Here is a 16551-nt window from a genome sequence, read left to right as displayed (position 1 = left end):
CTCGATTTTTTCCTGAATTTACCGATGGTGAGTGTCGCCAGCAGGTCGCTGAAAATGGCGGACCTGAATCTGGAAACCATTACGTAAGCCTACATAGAGGCTTTCCCCGGGAACGAGTCCCGCAGCGGTGGCCCAACGGGCCAGATCGTCCTGTTCAAACCCCAACCACAGATCACCGCAGGCCTCCCTGGCCCAACTCTGGTTGTGGCTACATAACTCTGTCACGAGCAGGCTACCGCCCGGTTGCAGCAAGTCGGCCATGTGCTTGAGCGCTTCGGCCGGTGCAGCGAAATGGTGCAGCACCATGTTCAGTACAACGCAATCGGCCTGAAGGCTCACACCGTTCAATGCATCGGCCAATTGCAGGCTGACGTTAGCCAGCGTTTCGCGTTCGCAGACCTGACGGGCCAGTTCGAGCATCGCCGGGCTGTTGTCCAGTGCCGTGACCTGAGTGAAACGACGCGCCAGCTCTGGCAGAAAACCGCCATCGCCGGGGCCCACTTCGATGGCCGTGGCACCAGGGCCGAAGCTCAGCTTGTCGAGCAGCGCCACCACGCTTTCGCGGTATTGCGGCAGGCCGGCGATCAAGTCTTGCTGGGCGCGAAACTTCTCCGCGACCCGTGAAAAAAAGTCCTGGCTGGCCGCCGCCCGTTGCCCGTGGACCTGACCGATCCGCGACTGCACATCGGCAGGCAGGGTCAGGTTGTCCACTTCTTCCAGCAGCGCGGCATGCAGTTTGCCGCCCAACAGGTCGGTGTGGGGCAGGGCACGACGGTAGAAAATCGCATTGCCTTCACGGCGGGTCGCCACCAGGTCGGCCTGGGCCAGTACCTTGAGGTGGTGACTCATGCCGGACTGACCGATGCCGAAGATCTGCGCCAGTTCCAGTACGCCAAACGAATCGTTGGCCAGCGCGCGCAATACATTCAGCCGCAGAGGATCGCCGCCGGCCTTGCACAGGGCCGCCAGCTCATCGCAATCGTCATGTCGAATGGAAGGCACGCGTAAATTCATAAGGCCAGCAGTCTAGTGACGCTCAGAAATCACCGCAAGAGCAATATCAAAAAGTTTTGATATTGCTCGATGGATGGCACTTCTTGACGTCAGGTTCAGTCAACAAACGAACAGCGGAAAGGTTTCATCAGCCGAATACGTCGTTATGCATTGGAAAAACGCCTTCAGATGATTATCTGTCATTGCCCCGAGGGCGGTCGGTGAGGGAAAATGCTCGCCTTTTTTCCGTTTCGTTTTATTCACTCTCGATTCAATATCCGCAGGAGAACAGCGATGCCCAGCCGTCGTGAGCGTGCCAACGCCATTCGTGCCCTCAGCATGGATGCCGTGCAAAAAGCCAACAGCGGCCATCCCGGTGCCCCTATGGGTATGGCGGATATCGCCGAAGTACTTTGGCGTGACTACCTCAAGCACAACCCGAGCAATCCATCGTTCGCCGACCGTGACCGCTTCGTGCTGTCCAACGGTCACGGTTCGATGCTGATCTACTCGCTGCTGCACCTGACCGGCTACGACCTGTCGATCGATGACCTGAAAAACTTCCGCCAGCTGCACAGCCGCACTCCGGGTCACCCGGAATACGGCTACACACCGGGTGTCGAAACCACCACCGGTCCACTGGGCCAAGGCCTGGCCAACGCCGTGGGTTTCGCCCTGGCAGAGAAAGTCCTGGCGGCGCAGTTCAACCGTCCCGGCCATAACGTTGTCGACCACCATACCTACGTGTTCCTGGGTGATGGCTGCATGATGGAAGGCATTTCCCACGAAGTCAGTTCCCTTGCCGGTACACTGGGCCTAGGCAAACTGATCGCCTTCTACGATGACAACGGCATCTCCATCGACGGCGAAGTCGAAGGCTGGTTTACCGACGACACGCCGAAGCGTTTCGAGGCCTACAACTGGCAGGTGATCCGCAACGTCGACGGTCACGACCCGGAAGAAATCAAGATCGCCATCGACACCGCGCGCAAAAGCGCGCAACCGACGCTGATCTGCTGCAAGACCACCATCGGCTTCGGTTCGCCGAACAAGCAAGGCAAGGAAGATTGCCACGGCGCCCCGTTGGGTGACGCGGAAATCGCTCTGACCCGTGAAGCACTGAAGTGGAACCATGGCCCGTTCGAAATCCCGGCCAACATCTACGCCGAGTGGGACGCCAAGGAAACCGGTCGCGCTGCCGAAGCCGAGTGGGACCAGCGTTTCGCGGCTTACTCTTCGGCGTTCCCGGAGCTGGCCAACGAACTGGTTCGTCGTCTGAGCGGTGACCTGCCGACGGACTTCGCTGAAAAAGCCTCGGCGTATATCGCTGAAATCGCGGCCAAAGGCGAAACCATTGCCAGCCGTAAAGCCAGCCAGAACGCCCTGAACGCATTCGGCCCGCTGCTGCCGGAACTGCTCGGCGGTTCGGCTGACCTGGCCGGTTCCAACCTGACCCTGTGGAAAGGTTGCAAAGGCGTCACCGCCGAAGACGCCAGCGGCAACTACATGTACTACGGCGTTCGCGAGTTCGGCATGAGCGCGATCATGAACGGCGTGGCCCTGCACGGCGGCCTGGTGCCTTACGGCGCGACCTTCCTGATGTTCATGGAATACGCCCGCAACGCGGTGCGCATGTCGGCGTTGATGAAAAAACGCATCATTTATGTGTTCACCCACGATTCCATCGGTCTGGGCGAAGACGGCCCGACGCACCAGCCGATCGAGCAACTGGCCAGCCTGCGCTGCACGCCGAACCTCGACACCTGGCGCCCAGCCGATGCCGTTGAATCGGCGGTGGCCTGGAAATGCGCTCTGGAGCGTGACGATGGTCCGTCGGCACTGATCTTCTCCCGTCAGAACCTGCAGCACCAAACCCGTGATGCGGTACAGATCGAGTGCATCAATCGCGGCGGCTACGTGCTGAAAGACTGTGCAGGCGAGCCTGAGCTGATCCTGATCGCTACCGGTTCGGAAGTCGGCCTGGCGGTTCAAGCCTTCGACAAACTGACCGAGCAAGGCCGCAAGGTGCGTGTGGTGTCGATGCCGTGCACCAGCGTGTTCGATGCCCAGGACGCCGGCTACAAGCAAGCGGTTCTGCCGTTGCAGGTCAGCGCGCGTATCGCCATCGAAGCTGCTCACGCGGACTACTGGTACAAGTACGTGGGCCTGGAGGGCCGCGTGATCGGCATGACCACCTACGGCGAGTCGGCGCCTGCGCCTGCCTTGTTCGAAGAGTTCGGCTTCACCCTGGAAAACATCCTGGGTCAGGCTGAAGAGCTGCTGGAAGACTGATCCAGAAGTTGCGTTATCTGGACTGCCGCCTTCGCGAGCAAGCCCGCTCCCACATGAGATCGCATTCTCCTGTGGGAGCGGGCTTGCTCGCGAAGACGGTGGTCCGGCCAACGCTGCAATGACGGATTCACCACGGTAATCGAGAACCCCATGCCTCAACCGCGTCCTTACAAAGTTGCACTCAACGGCTACGGCCGGATTGGTCGTTGCGTCTTGCGTGCGTTGTTTGAGCGAGGCTCGACGGCTGGGTTTGAAATTGTCGCGATCAACGATCTGGCCGACATGGCCAGCATCGAATACCTGACACGCTTCGACTCCACTCACGGGCGGTTTCCCGGCGAAGTGAAGGTCGAGGGCGATTGTCTGCATATTAATGGCGACTGCGTGAAGGTCCTGCGCAGTGCCACCCCCGAAGGCATCGATTGGGCGTCGCTGGGCGTCGATCTGGTGCTGGAGTGCTCCGGCGCTTATCACACCCGTCAGGATGGCCAGCGTTTCCTTGACGCCGGTGCGCCACGGGTGCTGTTTTCCCAGCCGATGGCCAGCGAGGCGGATGTCGACGCCACCATCGTCTACGGTGTGAACCAGGATTGCCTGACCGGCTTTGAGCTGCTGGTGTCCAACGCCTCCTGCACCACCAATTGCGGTGTGCCGTTGTTGCGCTTGCTGGATCAGGCCATTGGTCTGGAATACGTGTCGATCACCACCATCCACTCGGCGATGAACGATCAGCCAGTGATCGACGCTTATCACCACGAAGACCTGCGCCGCACCCGTTCGGCGTTCCAGTCGGTGATTCCGGTGTCCACTGGTCTGGCGCGAGGCATTGAGCGTCTGTTGCCGGAACTTGCCGGGCGAATTCAGGCCAAAGCCGTGCGGGTGCCGACGGTTAATGTGTCTTGCCTCGATATTACGATGCAGACCGTGAGCGACACCGACGCCACCGAGGTCAACCGGATTTTGCGCGAGGCCGCCACCACTGGCCCGCTCAAAGGCCTTCTGGCCTATACCGAGTTGCCTCACGCCAGTTGTGATTTCAACCATGACCCACATTCGGCCATCGTCGATGCCAGTCAGACTCGAGTTTCCGGCCCGCGGCTGGTGAACATCCTGGCCTGGTTCGACAACGAATGGGGTTTTGCCAATCGAATGCTGGACGTTGCAGAACACTATTTGCAAACAGCTGCACCACAACTAAAACCTGCTCTCTAAAACAGCTATCCAGGAAATGCGACCCATGACCGTGTTGAAGATGACCGACCTCGATCTGCAAGGTAAGCGCGTACTGATCCGCGAAGACCTCAACGTCCCAGTCAAGGACGGTGTTGTCACCAGCGATGCGCGAATCCTGGCTTCGCTGCCGACCATCAAGCTGGCCCTGGAAAAAGGCGCGGCCGTGATGGTCTGCTCGCACCTTGGCCGTCCGACCGAAGGCGAGTTCTCGGCCGAAAACAGCCTCAAGCCAGTGGCTGATTACCTGAGCCGCGCCCTGGGCCGCGAAGTGCCACTGGTGTCCGACTACCTGGGCGGCGTCGACGTGAAAGCTGGCGACATCGTGCTGTTCGAAAACGTGCGCTTCAACAAGGGCGAGAAAAAGAACGCTGACGAACTGGCCAAGCAATACGCCGCCCTGTGCGACGTGTTCGTGATGGACGCCTTCGGCACCGCTCACCGCGCCGAGGGTTCGACCCATGGCGTGGCCAAGTTCGCCAAAGTCGCTGCCGCAGGCCCATTGCTGGCCGCCGAACTGGACGCGCTGGGCAAGGCCCTGGGTGCCCCGGCCCAGCCAATGGCTGCCATTGTTGCCGGCTCCAAGGTATCGACCAAACTCGATGTGCTCAACAGCCTGAGCCAGATCTGCAACCAGCTGATCGTCGGTGGCGGCATCGCCAATACCTTCCTGGCTGCGGCCGGTCACCCGGTTGGCAAGTCCCTGTACGAGCCGGACCTGCTGGACACTGCCCGTGAAATCGCTGCCAAGGTCAGCGTGCCACTGCCGGTGGACGTGGTGGTTGCCAAGGAATTCGCTGAAAGCGCGACCGCAACCGTCAAGCTGATTGCCGATGTGGCCGCAGACGACATGATCCTGGACATCGGCCCACAGACCGCGGCGAATTTCGCCGAGTTGCTGAAGTCGTCCAAGACCATTCTGTGGAACGGTCCGGTGGGCGTGTTCGAATTCGACCAATTCGGTAACGGCACCAAAGTGCTGGCCCAGGCCATCGCCGAAAGCTCGGCGTTCTCCATCGCCGGCGGCGGCGACACCCTGGCGGCCATCGATAAATATGGCGTTGCCGAGCAGATCTCCTACATTTCTACCGGCGGCGGCGCGTTCCTCGAATTCGTCGAAGGCAAAGTGCTGCCGGCCGTTGAAGTCCTGGAAAGCCGGGCCAAGGCCTGAGACCGTCCATTTGACCAGGCAAAGGAGTGTTCACATGGTCAGGTCCTTAGTGCTGTTGATCGCCGCGGGTATGCTGGCGGCTTGCGGGAGTAACCCGAAAGCCACGCCGGAACCCGCGCCGCAAACACAGGAAAAAGGCTGCTACCAGGCCGACTGGCAAGCGGAAACCAACCCGGTGATCAACAAGCGTTCCGGGCCGGATGGCCTGGACAAATACGAGACACAGACCCCGGCCAAGGAACGTGGCTGCCCTTGATGGGTCTGACTCTTTAACTCAAGGCTGGCGGCGTGCGCCGTCAGTCGAGGAACACGGATGAAAGGCTTTATCGCCGTTGCGGCACTGGCATTGCTGGCAGGTTGCTCCAATTTGAACCTGTTCAACGCTGCCAAGCCTGCGGACAGCTGGACCACCTGGACCTGCGACAGTCAGGCCAAAGTACTCTGGCGCTACACTGACGCTAGCCGCAAGGAAGTCGATGTTCGCTTGGGCGGCGCCGATCAGGTCTACAGCTTGAAGCTTGAGCCAGGTGCCGAAGGTTCGCTGTACAGTAACGACATGCTGGCGTTTCACGTAAAGGGTGAGGAAGGCCTGGTGTACTGGGTCGCCACCAATGATTTGATCGGCCGCGGTTGTAAAGCCGAGTAAGACACGAAGTTGATACACCACAGAGCCAATGTGGAAGCAGACCCAAATGTGAGAGCGGGCTTGCTCGCGAAAGCGGTGGGTCAGCTTGCATCAATGTTGAATGTGAAACCGCATTCGCGAGCAAGCCCGCTCCCACACTGGTTCTGTGTAGTTCTTGAGATTCTAGTGACACCGAATTCGCAGCCCGGGCCAACCCCCGATCTGCAATAACTTGAATAGCCGCCGCCGCTACGGCAGGCTGGCACGATTAACGACCCTCAACCGGGAGAGACACACACAATGGCACTTATCAGCATGCGCCAGATGCTGGACCACGCAGCCGAGTTTGGCTACGGCGTTCCAGCCTTCAACGTCAACAACCTTGAGCAGATGCGCGCCATCATGGAAGCCGCTGACAAGACTGACTCCCCGGTGATCGTCCAGGCTTCGGCCGGTGCTCGCAAATACGCAGGCGCCCCGTTCCTGCGTCACCTGATCCTGGCGGCAATCGAAGAATTCCCGCACATCCCGGTGTGCATGCACCAGGACCACGGCACCAGCCCTGACGTTTGCCAGCGCTCCATCCAACTGGGCTTCAGCTCAGTGATGATGGACGGCTCCCTCGGCGAAGACGGCAAGACCCCGACCGACTACGACTACAACGTCCGCGTTACCCAACAAACCGTAGCCATGGCTCACGCCTGCGGCGTATCGGTAGAAGGCGAGCTGGGCTGCCTGGGTTCGTTGGAAACCGGCATGGCCGGTGAAGAAGACGGCATCGGCGCAGAAGGCGTTCTGGATCACAGCCAAATGCTGACCGACCCGGAAGAAGCCGCGGACTTCGTCAAACGCACTCAGGTCGACGCCCTGGCCATCGCCATCGGCACCAGCCACGGCGCCTACAAGTTCACCAAGCCGCCTACCGGCGACGTGCTGGCCATCGACCGCATCAAGGAAATCCACAAACGCATCCCGAACACCCACCTGGTGATGCACGGTTCGTCTTCGGTTCCGCAAGAGTGGCTGGCGATCATCAACCAGTACGGCGGCGACATCAAAGAAACCTACGGCGTACCGGTTGAAGAAATCGTCGAAGGCATCAAGCACGGCGTGCGCAAGGTCAACATCGACACCGACCTGCGCCTGGCCTCCACCGGTGCGATGCGTCGTTTGATGGCTACCAACCCGAGCGAGTTCGACCCGCGTAAGTTCTTCGGCGCTACCGTCACTGCCATGCGTGACGTGTGTATTGACCGTTATAACCAATTTGGTACAGCGGGCAACGCTTCGAAGATCAAGCCGATTTCGTTGGAAGGGATGTATCAGCGGTATTTGAAGGGTGAGTTGAACGCCAAGGTGAACTGAGCCTGAGCGTTATGCTGCATTGATAAAAACCCGCCGAGAGGCGGGTTTTTTGTTGGAAGCAAGTTTGCTCGCCTTGCTCCAACCGGGCTGCGATTACTCCTTCGGTTCGACGTGATCCAGCGCCTGGTTCACCGCCAGTTCGCCGAGCATGACCACCTGGGCAATGCCAAGCAGGGTCTTGCGATGTGAGGTCTCCAGCAGCGCCGCGAAATTGTTGAGCATGGTGGTGGCCGATCCCAGTGTTTCGCTGGCGTTGGCCAGCAGGGATTCGGTGTTGTACTTCGGATTGGCGAGGAACATGGGTTCGGGTTCGTTGGTGCTGGCCATGATTTGGGCGGCCGGGTTGAGGTAGTGGTCGAGGGCGCGCTCGGCGGCTTCGTGGAATTTTTTTGAATCGGGGGATTCGTAGGGGGATGCCGGATCTGTGTCCGGCGGATTAGGCGTTACCTTGAACATAAGCTGAAAACTCCTGAATGGAGCTGCTTAACCTTCTCTACTAAAAGAAGGGTGGCAGCTGTGCGCAGGTTAGTAGACCGGGGAGTTATCAGCATTAACCGGCGCGCCGAAGCGCCCTGAGCACAGCCACCATCACGTTCAGACAGGAACATCTGATGGATAGAGCTTTGCACCTAACTGAAAAAACACCACGGGCTACTAAACCCGATCACTGGGAATCAGTGATGCGAATCAAGTTACCGATGGGCTTCAAAGCGCACAAGCCAGCGGATTCTGGCGTACCTGTAGGCGGCGACGCAAGCCGTTGTAGGCCTCATGAAGTAACGCTGAGTGTCTTTAAACGTGGGCGTTTAAGTGGGGCCTGAGCCGATCAGTGAAGAGATGGAGTTGGAAATAAAGAACCTGTGGCGAGGGAGCTTGTTCCCGCTGGGGCGCAAAGCGGCCCCAAAAAGAGGGACTGCTTCGCAGCCCAGCGGGAGCAAGCTCCCTCGCCACAATGGGTGGATTCCTACGAGGTTTTCGGATGCCTGGATCGTTCTTGTTTGCGTAGCAGCTGTCGAGCCTGCGAGGCTGCGCAGCAGTCGTAAAATCAGACACCGCGTTATTCCAGGTAAAACGTATTCGCCGGACTGCGACTGCTTCGCAGCCGAACGCAGCCTCGCGGGCTCGGCAGCTGCTACAGAGGATCGAGTTGCCCCTCAGGTATCGTGATCGATATCCAGCTTGCTGAACGTTACTTTCCCGCCTTCGCTGGTGTACCCGCTGTTGTCCTGTACATAGACGCCGGCCTTGAAGTACAGCGGCTTATCACGCCACATCGCGCTGATGTCGGTGTCCCACTGGTAGCCTGCCGCGCTGATACCCAATGCACCGCCGGGGCTGAGGTGGATGAGGTAGGAAAATTCCCGATCGAGTTTCACTCCAGTGGCAAGGGTGATGACCCGGGCGGTGTCGTCGTCGGGGTGCATGCGGACTTTGGCGACGATGTTTCCGGTCGCGCTGTAGTCTTTATATTGATACTCGAGTTTCACCATTGGCTTCTGGCTGTTGTAGGCGTGGATCTGGCCAATGACGATCTTGCCCGTGCTGGGTACCTGGTTGACCGTCAGGGTCGCACGCAGGGAATTGTCCGCGTCAGGGTAGTACCAGTTTTTCAACGTGCCGTTGCTGTAGGTTTCGCGGAGTTCGGTGCGAGGGTAGATTGCGTTCTCAGTGCGGGAGCCGGTTACCGGGGACCAGAAAAACAACGTACCGGTATCAGAGTGGAAGTATTGATCCTTGAAGCCGTCCACCAGCTTGGGTGTTTCGACGGTATACGGCGGACTGCCGACAGGAACACTGAGGTTCCAGGTTGCGAGATCGATCATATTCAAGCTTCCACATTTTTTTACTGCACGCGCGTACCAGAAGCTCTGGCCCGCGCCTTCGAGCCGTCTTTATAAGCGTAGAACGGTTGTTTGTTAACGCCCGTCCGGCAGATGGTTGACGTCAACAACCTGTCGAAATGCCATCTTTCCCGGTTTCCGGGGGCTGTAGGACTGACCGTTAGTCGGCTTCTGAAACTTTGCTTAAATGATGGCACACCGGCCGCTTCTGCTTTCGCGGATCCGGGTCTAGAGTGAAGTCGCAGTATGTGTCCGGTTTTCACAAGAGACCGGCCTGGGGTCCCGCACAAGAGATGCAGCATGGAATGCGCACAACCTACGCCAGCTGAAGGCAGCTCAATCCTTTTAATTGTCGATGACTACCCTGAAAACCTGATCAGCATGCGCGCGTTGCTACAGCGCCAGGACTGGCAGATCATTACTGCGGCTTCCGGTTTTGAAGCCCTCAGTCTGTTACTCGAACACGATGTCGACCTGGTGCTGCTGGATGTGCAGATGCCGGGTATGGACGGTTTTGAAGTGGCGCACCTGATGCGCGGCAGCCAGCGAACCCGCCTCACGCCGATCATTTTCCTCACCGCCAACGAACAGTCCCAGACCGCTGTAATCAAGGGCTATGCCAGTGGTGCGGTGGATTATCTGTTCAAACCGTTCGACCCACAAATTCTCAAACCCAAAGTCCAGGCGTTGCTCGAACACCAACGTAATCGCCGTGCCTTGCAGCGGTTGAGCCATGACCTGGAAGTCGCGCGGGCCTTCAATGCCTCGGTGTTGGATAACGCCGCCGAAGGCATTCTGGTGGTAGGCGAGGACGGGCTGATTCGCTTTGCCAACCCGGCGATGTCCCGCCTGCTCAATGCCACGGTGCACGAGCTGCAAGGCAAGGAGTTTCTGGATTTCCTGCAAAAACCGCACATCCCGATCTGGGCCGACTCCGAATTGTTTGCTGGCTACAAACGCGGTGAAACCCTGCGCCTGCACGATGCGCTGCTGCGTACGGCGCCCGGCCAGCAAGTGCCGGTGGCGTTGTCCTGCGCGCCTTTGCCCACCGAGCAACACGCCATGGTGGTGACGGTGCTGGACATGTCGGTGGTGCGCCATCTGCATCAGCAACTGGAGTTCCAGGCGGTAACCGATCCGTTGACCGGGCTGCTCAATCGCCGGGGTTTCTACCAGACCGTTGAAAACCTGCTGCTGCGCGGCGAACGCTCCGACAGCACGTGGGTGCTGTTGTACCTGGACCTCGATGGCTTCAAGCGGGTTAACGATTCCCTCGGCCACGATGCCGGCGACCGGGTGCTGCGTTGGGTGTCCGAGCAGTTGAAGGCGTGTCTGCGGCCCTTCGACATTCTGGCGCGGATGGGTGGCGATGAGTTCACCGCGCTGCTGGATCTTGAGCTCCCCGAGCAAGCGGCCAAGATTGCCGAGAAACTCATCGAGCGGGTGTCGATCTGTCAGCAAATCGAAGGCATGGACATTGCCTTGGGCGCCAGTATCGGCATTGCCACTTATCCCGATTGCGGAGCTAATCTCGACGGGTTGATGCGGGCGTCTGACATCGCCATGTACGAAGCCAAGCGGGCCGGGCGTCAGCAATATCGCTTCTACGATCACGAAATGAATGGCCGGGCGCGCTCGCGGCTGATGCTCGAAGAAAGCGTGCGCACGGCTATCGAGAACCGTGATTTCAACCTGGTTTATCAGCCTCAGGTGGCCATTGCCGACGGGCAGATTCGCGGGTTCGAGGCGTTGCTGCGCTGGCAGCATCCGAGTGTTGGCGATGTGCCGCCGGGACTGTTTTTGCCGTTGCTGGAAGAGGCGCGGTTGATCAGTCGTCTGGGCAGCTGGATTTACCATCGCGGGGCCAAACAGCGAAAAGCCTGGGAAACCTTGTTTGCCGAAGATCTGGTGCTGGGCGTCAGTTTGAGCAGCACGCAGTTCGGTTTGCCCAACCTGGTCACCGAGCTGCGTCAGGTACTGGAGCGTCATGGTTTAAAGCCACGTCAGCTGGAGGTCGAGGTCACGGAAGAGGCCTTGATGCATAACCCCGATGAAACCCGCAAGCAACTGCGTTTGTTGCGCAATCTGGGGGTGCGGGTGGCGCTGGATGACTTTGGCTCCGGGGCTTGTTCGCTGGCGCACTTGCGAGACCTGGAACTGGACACGCTCAAACTCGACCGGCATTTGATCGCCCGGTTGCCGGGCTCCGAACGGGATGCGGCGCTGGCACGCAGTGTCATCGATTTGTGCAAACAATTCGGTCTGCTGGTGATTGCCGAAGGGGTTGAAACGGTGGCGCAATTTGAATGGCTGCAAGCCAATGGTTGCCAGTACGTGCAGGGGTTTCTGGTAGCGCGGCCGTTGATGGCCGAGGATACCCGTCACTTTGTGGAACCGTTCGACTGGAGCGCGCTGACGAGTTGAATTCGCTACACTGGCGACCTTTTCGTGACTCGTGTTACCGCCCCAATGACTGTGTTGAAATACCTCCAGGCCTATCCCGTTGCGTTGCAAGACCAGGTGCGCCAGCTGATCGCCGAAAGTCGGCTGGGCGACTACCTGAGCCAACGGTATCCGGAAAAGCACGGGGTGCAGAGCGACAAGGCGTTGTACGCCTATGCCCTGGACCTCAAGCAGGAATACCTGCGTAACGCCCCGGCCATCGACAAAGTGTTATTCGACAACCGCCTGGACCTGACCCACCGCGCGCTCGGCCTGCACACCGCGATCTCCCGGGTGCAGGGCGGCAAGCTCAAGGCCAAGAAAGAAATTCGTATCGCCTCGCTGTTCAAGGACGCCGCGCCGCAGTTTCTGAAAATGATTGTGGTGCATGAATTGGCGCACTTCAAAGAGTCGGATCACAACAAGGCGTTCTACAAACTGTGCGAACACATGTTGCCGGGGTATCACCAGGTGGAGTTCGATTTGCGGGTGTACCTGACGTGGCGGGATATGCAGTAAAAATCGAGAAGTGAATAAATATCAATAAAATCAATCACCTGTGATGGTGGCTTCGAACATTCCAGAGTGCATGCAGACGAGCCTTGGAAACTGAACTGAATTGCGCAGTGAAAGCAACTACCCAAATCAATAGTTCTGAAGCCAGGTGTTCCCTGATACCTTTTTCAACCATGCCCTACCCACCGTAAATCACTGCTGTTCCCATTTTTTGCCGGAGCGCGTTCAGCGTTGCCGCCAAATTTACGCAAGGGGCAAGTTGGATGACGTCAATGGTTGAAAATATGAAGGCGATGATGTGCCTGACGCTGGCAATGGCGTTGTGGGCCAGCGCTTTCATCGCCTTGAAAATAGCACTTGAAGAGGTGCCTCCGTTTTTGCTTATTTTTTCTCGATTGGCACTCGGAAGCATTTTTTTCTTGATGTTATGGAAATATAAGGGGCAGGCAAAAATAGAAAAGAAGGACTATGTGTATTTGCTGATGATGGGCGCGCTCGAGCCGTGTCTGTATTTCATATTTGAAACAATGGCTCTTCAATATACAACAGCGTCCCAGGCGGGTGTGGTATTTGCCTTTCTCCCGATATTCATTATTGCCTTCAGTTTTTTTGCGCTTCGAGAAAAACCCAGTATCTCGCAATGCCTGGGTGGGGTTGTCGCCACTCTCGGCGTCATCCTATTATGCTTGACGGGTACGAAGAGCGAGGCAGCTATTGCGCCAGTAAAAGGTAACTTTCTGGAATTATTGGCGATGGCCTGTGCAGCCGTATACACCATTATGTTGAAGAAATTATCTGGGCAATACTCTCCATTTTTATTGGCAGCAATGCAAAGTTTTATAGGTACTCTATTTTTTCTTCCTTTTGCCCTTTATGAGTCGGACATTCCCCGTGAAGTAAGTGTCCATGCTCTATTGGCGGTTCTCTATCTTGGAACCATAGTGACGGCCGGTGCCTATACTTTTTTCAATATAGGTATCTCCAAGGTGAGCGCTTCCGAGGGGGGCATGTATTTTAATCTCATCCCTATTTTCACTTTGCTGTTTTCTATTTTGATCCTCAACGAGAACGTCGACTGGACGCAAATGATGTCCATGATGTTGGTTATCTTCGGTGTGTCCATCGGACTGATTGATCATCGTTCCTTTTTGACGTTCTTGCGTCGTAAGGCACTGTTTATTCGCGAATGATATACACGCTGGATCAGATTGTTAGTCAAGTCTGATAAAGCCGGCCTCCAACTCATCTTGTTCTGCCCCTTGTTAATTTCAAGGGGCTGGCTTCTTGGTGGAATAACACAAGGAATATAGAGCTATGTTGACGGTTACCCTTTTTTCGGTTCCCGCGCCGGGACAATGTGTCAAAGGCGATGATCGTTTTCTTGGCACGGTGAGGACGAGTATGCATAAGGCGCCTTTAACGGCGCTGGCAGCAGGATTGAAAGAAGCCATGCTGGCGCGGAGTGTCATTGTTGATGTGCGAATATGTGACATGCAAACACAAGGCGCGCTGCGGGTTGAAGACAGGCTCAAAGAGAAGTACGGAGAACTTTTTTTTGGTGACCTGGTGCTGGAAAAATTCCGGGTAGGCTTACCGTTCAATGCCGTTATAAAAGAAATCCAGGAATCTGACGTTATTGGTATTAATTCTAATTTTACTCATTCTCGTCGAATTGTCGTTGACTTCATACAGTACTGTAAAGAGCAAAATCCTGATGCCGTTATTGTGCTGGGCGGAACCGACGCCACTGTAGAGCCGGACTATCATGTTTCCGTTGGCGCTGATGTGGTCGTTAAAGGCGAAGGAGAGCTTTGTTTTGCCGATTTGCTGGAATGTGTCGATAAGGGCAAGGATTATAGCGCGGTCCCCAATATTGCCTATCGTGCCATGGATGGTGAAGTTGTTCACACGGTCAAATCGTTCTTAACAAAAACGGGAGCCTATGATGTCAACGATATGCCTCCTCCCAACCTGGATATTGTCGATCTTGAGCGTTACTCCGATACCGGTGAGGGTAAACCACCCTACGGTATTGAAGGTCCTTTTATCAGTGTGGAAACTTCACGCGGATGTGCGCAAGCTTGTTCGTTTTGTGCAACGCCGACGACCAAAGGTCGGTTCAGGTTTATGCAACTTGAAAAAATAAGACGGCATTTCGATTATTTCAAAAGCAAGGGCATCAGGACGCTTTTGTTTCAAGAGGATAACTTGTTGTCCCGTATTCATCGTTCTACCTCAGGGAAGCAAGTGTTCTCAACGGGGCGGGATGAGTTGTTTGATATGTTTAACCTTGCAAGGGATATGGGGTTTAGCTGGGAATTTACCAATGGTATCGAATTGGGGCAGTTTGAATATCAAGGTGTCGTGGATCGTGAATTGATTCGTGTCATGTTTGACTCCGAATTTGTCAATGGTGAACTGGTTGGTTGCTATCGCGCAACATTGCCACTGGAAAATTTGACGGACGATTGCTCGAAATTATTCAGGAAGCTAAAGCCGCTGGGTGTTATCAAGGATGTTATTGAGGAAATCGTTAATACCGGAATTCATTCGCTTTCGTTCAATGTGATTATTGGTCGGCCCGAGGATGATGAACAAAGCTTGAGCCTGACTTATCTTCGCTCCTTGCAGATTCGTTCACTGTGTAAGGAGTTTAATCCGCAGGTTCAGGTTTATTTCAATATATATATTCTTTCGTTGCTACCCGGCACCGTTGACTTTAGACGTTACAAACAGAATCTGGAGTTTGATTTGACGCAAGACCCTGAAGTTATTACTTTTTATCTGGGTTCCTTGAGGACGCCATTTTTTTCCCCCTTGGAAATCACGCAAGCGCGCGGTGCCATGGCCAAAATGCTCAATAGTGACGCGTTAATTGATGATTACGATGAGGTGCATTACCTCTCGAGCGAGCGATTCGAGGACCTTTTCACACACGCATCGTTCGAGGATGAGGCTACTAACATCATTGCAATAGGCGCTTGATCTGCTCAGGGCATGGCTACCATGACCGCCCCGCACTTCTTTGATACGAAGTGCGGCGGCAGGCCTGTTTTTCTGTACCGTCCTGCTACTGACGTGTGTTAACCACCGCAAGAATATGATTGGCAAAGTCCAGGTATTTTGGATTGAGGCCGGTTCTTGCTTCCAGCGCGAGAAGATCATCCATCGGAAGAGAGCTGGTGTGCTTTTCATCACCTAGCCATCTAGGATCCGGCAGGAAGCGTGATATCAGCACATCCAGCGCAACGAAATCATAGCTCACGGGATGCTGGCTCAACAGTTCATCCAGCTGTTTACGTGAAATAGGATTAGAGCGTACGACATGGAAGTGACCCTTCAGGTCCAGAGCATAGAGATGCTCGTCGCGCCTTTCATAATGCAGGATCTCGGACATGGGGGCGGCGTAGAACGTTGGGCGGCTGAAGGGCGGCTTGACCGAGAAGTAAAGAAAGCCGGAACTGTATTCGATAAGCTCTGCAATACAGAACGCCAGATGTTCACTGGGCACATGATTCAAGACGGTGTGAAGGCACAGGGTCAAATCATAAGTTGTGTGTCGAAGCGTATGCGCCAGTCCCTTTGTCAAATCGCACTGTGCGTAAGTCACTGACAGTGCAGCAGTACCCTTTCGTGCTTCTATATAAGCTGAAAACATATTTTCGGCTTGCTGCAGCATGTCCGTAGACAAGTCCAGGCATTCAACATCAATGGCAATGTCTTGTTGCAGGCAATAGTTCGCAATTCTGATGGCCCACATTCCATCACCACACCCCACGTCCAGCAGTTGAAGAGCCCGGGGTTCTCCGGATTTCTCTTTTTCAAGAATAATCGCATCAATAGATTCCTGCAGGGCTTGCCAGGTTTGTAAGTCGCTCCAGGAAAAAGGGTGGTCGGCTTTGCAGGCCTTGAGGTCGATAATCTCTTCAAACGTCGAAGTGCCGTTGGCGTATTGCGTATAACTTGCCGAAAACCGGCTGTAAAAATCACTGACGCTCTGAGTGGAAGTGGTCATAGGTCACAGGGTCTCGATGATGAATAAAAATACTGATTGAACTTAGCAAGCAAAGCAGGGC

At 56.0% G+C, this 16551-nt stretch carries 14 protein-coding genes; 10 read left to right on the top strand and 4 right to left on the bottom strand.

Features of this window, described 5'->3' with window-relative positions; translation table 11 throughout:
- Positions 1-18 precede the first annotated feature (18 nt).
- Entirely contained in the window at positions 19-1014 is a 996-nt protein-coding gene (locus tag ACA044_RS28505) for an ArsR/SmtB family transcription factor (RefSeq protein WP_497444243.1), read from the bottom strand.
- 273 nt (positions 1015-1287) lie between these two features.
- Between ACA044_RS28505 and tkt the strand changes: the two genes are divergently transcribed.
- The 6 genes from tkt to fba all read left to right on the top strand — a co-directional run bounded on the left by tkt (position 1288) and on the right by fba (position 7676).
- Positions 1288-3285 (top strand): transketolase, encoded by a 1998-nt coding sequence (gene tkt / locus ACA044_RS28500; protein WP_497444242.1) that lies wholly within the window; start codon positions 1288-1290, stop codon positions 3283-3285.
- Between the two features lie 150 nt (positions 3286-3435).
- The gene (epd, locus tag ACA044_RS28495) at positions 3436-4497 is read left to right on the top strand and encodes an erythrose-4-phosphate dehydrogenase (protein WP_497444241.1); all 1062 of its coding nucleotides are present in this window, start codon (positions 3436-3438) and stop codon (positions 4495-4497) included.
- A 25-nt stretch (positions 4498-4522) separates the two neighbouring features.
- Positions 4523-5686, top strand: a complete 1164-nt coding sequence (locus ACA044_RS28490) for a phosphoglycerate kinase (RefSeq protein ID WP_497444240.1) — start codon at positions 4523-4525, stop codon at positions 5684-5686.
- A gap of 34 nt (positions 5687-5720) precedes the next feature.
- Positions 5721-5942 carry a hypothetical protein gene (locus ACA044_RS28485; protein ID WP_497444239.1) on the top strand — a complete coding sequence of 74 codons (222 nt, stop codon included), beginning with the start codon at positions 5721-5723 and terminating at the stop codon, positions 5940-5942.
- 57 nt (positions 5943-5999) lie between these two features.
- On the top strand, positions 6000-6332 hold the full coding sequence (locus tag ACA044_RS28480) for an MliC family protein (RefSeq protein ID WP_497444238.1): 333 nt from the start codon (positions 6000-6002) through the stop codon (positions 6330-6332).
- Positions 6333-6611: 279 nt separating this feature from the next.
- A complete protein-coding gene (gene fba, locus ACA044_RS28475) occupies positions 6612-7676 on the top strand; it encodes a class II fructose-bisphosphate aldolase (RefSeq protein WP_007945427.1) in 1065 nt (354 codons plus the stop codon).
- Positions 7677-7769: 93 nt separating this feature from the next.
- Here the strand turns inward: fba and ACA044_RS28470 are convergent, their stop codons facing one another.
- Positions 7770-8132, bottom strand: a complete 363-nt coding sequence (locus tag ACA044_RS28470) for a DUF6124 family protein (protein ID WP_497444237.1) — start codon at positions 8130-8132, stop codon at positions 7770-7772.
- Positions 8133-8830: 698 nt separating this feature from the next.
- Positions 8831-9499 carry a polysaccharide lyase family 7 protein gene (locus tag ACA044_RS28465; RefSeq protein ID WP_497444236.1) on the bottom strand — a complete coding sequence of 223 codons (669 nt, stop codon included), beginning with the start codon at positions 9497-9499 and terminating at the stop codon, positions 8831-8833.
- A 318-nt stretch (positions 9500-9817) separates the two neighbouring features.
- On the opposite strand from ACA044_RS28465, the gene ACA044_RS28460 reads away from it, so the two are divergent.
- From ACA044_RS28460 to ACA044_RS28445, 4 genes are all read left to right on the top strand, one after another.
- On the top strand, positions 9818-11941 hold the full coding sequence (locus ACA044_RS28460; protein ID WP_497444235.1) for a putative bifunctional diguanylate cyclase/phosphodiesterase: 2124 nt from the start codon (positions 9818-9820) through the stop codon (positions 11939-11941).
- A gap of 45 nt (positions 11942-11986) precedes the next feature.
- Complete coding sequence (locus ACA044_RS28455) at positions 11987-12478, top strand: M48 metallopeptidase family protein (RefSeq protein ID WP_497444234.1); 492 nt, start codon at positions 11987-11989, stop codon at positions 12476-12478.
- Positions 12479-12747: 269 nt separating this feature from the next.
- Positions 12748-13665: a DMT family transporter gene (locus ACA044_RS28450; RefSeq protein WP_497444233.1), complete on the top strand. Its 918-nt coding sequence runs from the start codon at positions 12748-12750 to the stop codon at positions 13663-13665.
- Positions 13666-13789: 124 nt separating this feature from the next.
- Positions 13790-15460 (top strand): B12-binding domain-containing radical SAM protein, encoded by a 1671-nt coding sequence (locus ACA044_RS28445; protein WP_497444232.1) that lies wholly within the window; start codon positions 13790-13792, stop codon positions 15458-15460.
- A gap of 85 nt (positions 15461-15545) precedes the next feature.
- Here the strand turns inward: ACA044_RS28445 and ACA044_RS28440 are convergent, their stop codons facing one another.
- A complete protein-coding gene (locus ACA044_RS28440; protein ID WP_497444231.1) occupies positions 15546-16490 on the bottom strand; it encodes a class I SAM-dependent methyltransferase in 945 nt (314 codons plus the stop codon).
- Positions 16491-16551: the final 61 nt, after the last annotated feature.

This window comes from Pseudomonas sp. LBUM1673 (assembly GCF_059695645.1).
The sequence above is the reverse complement of the archived record's forward strand: the minus strand, read 5'-3'. Positions and strand labels throughout refer to the sequence as shown.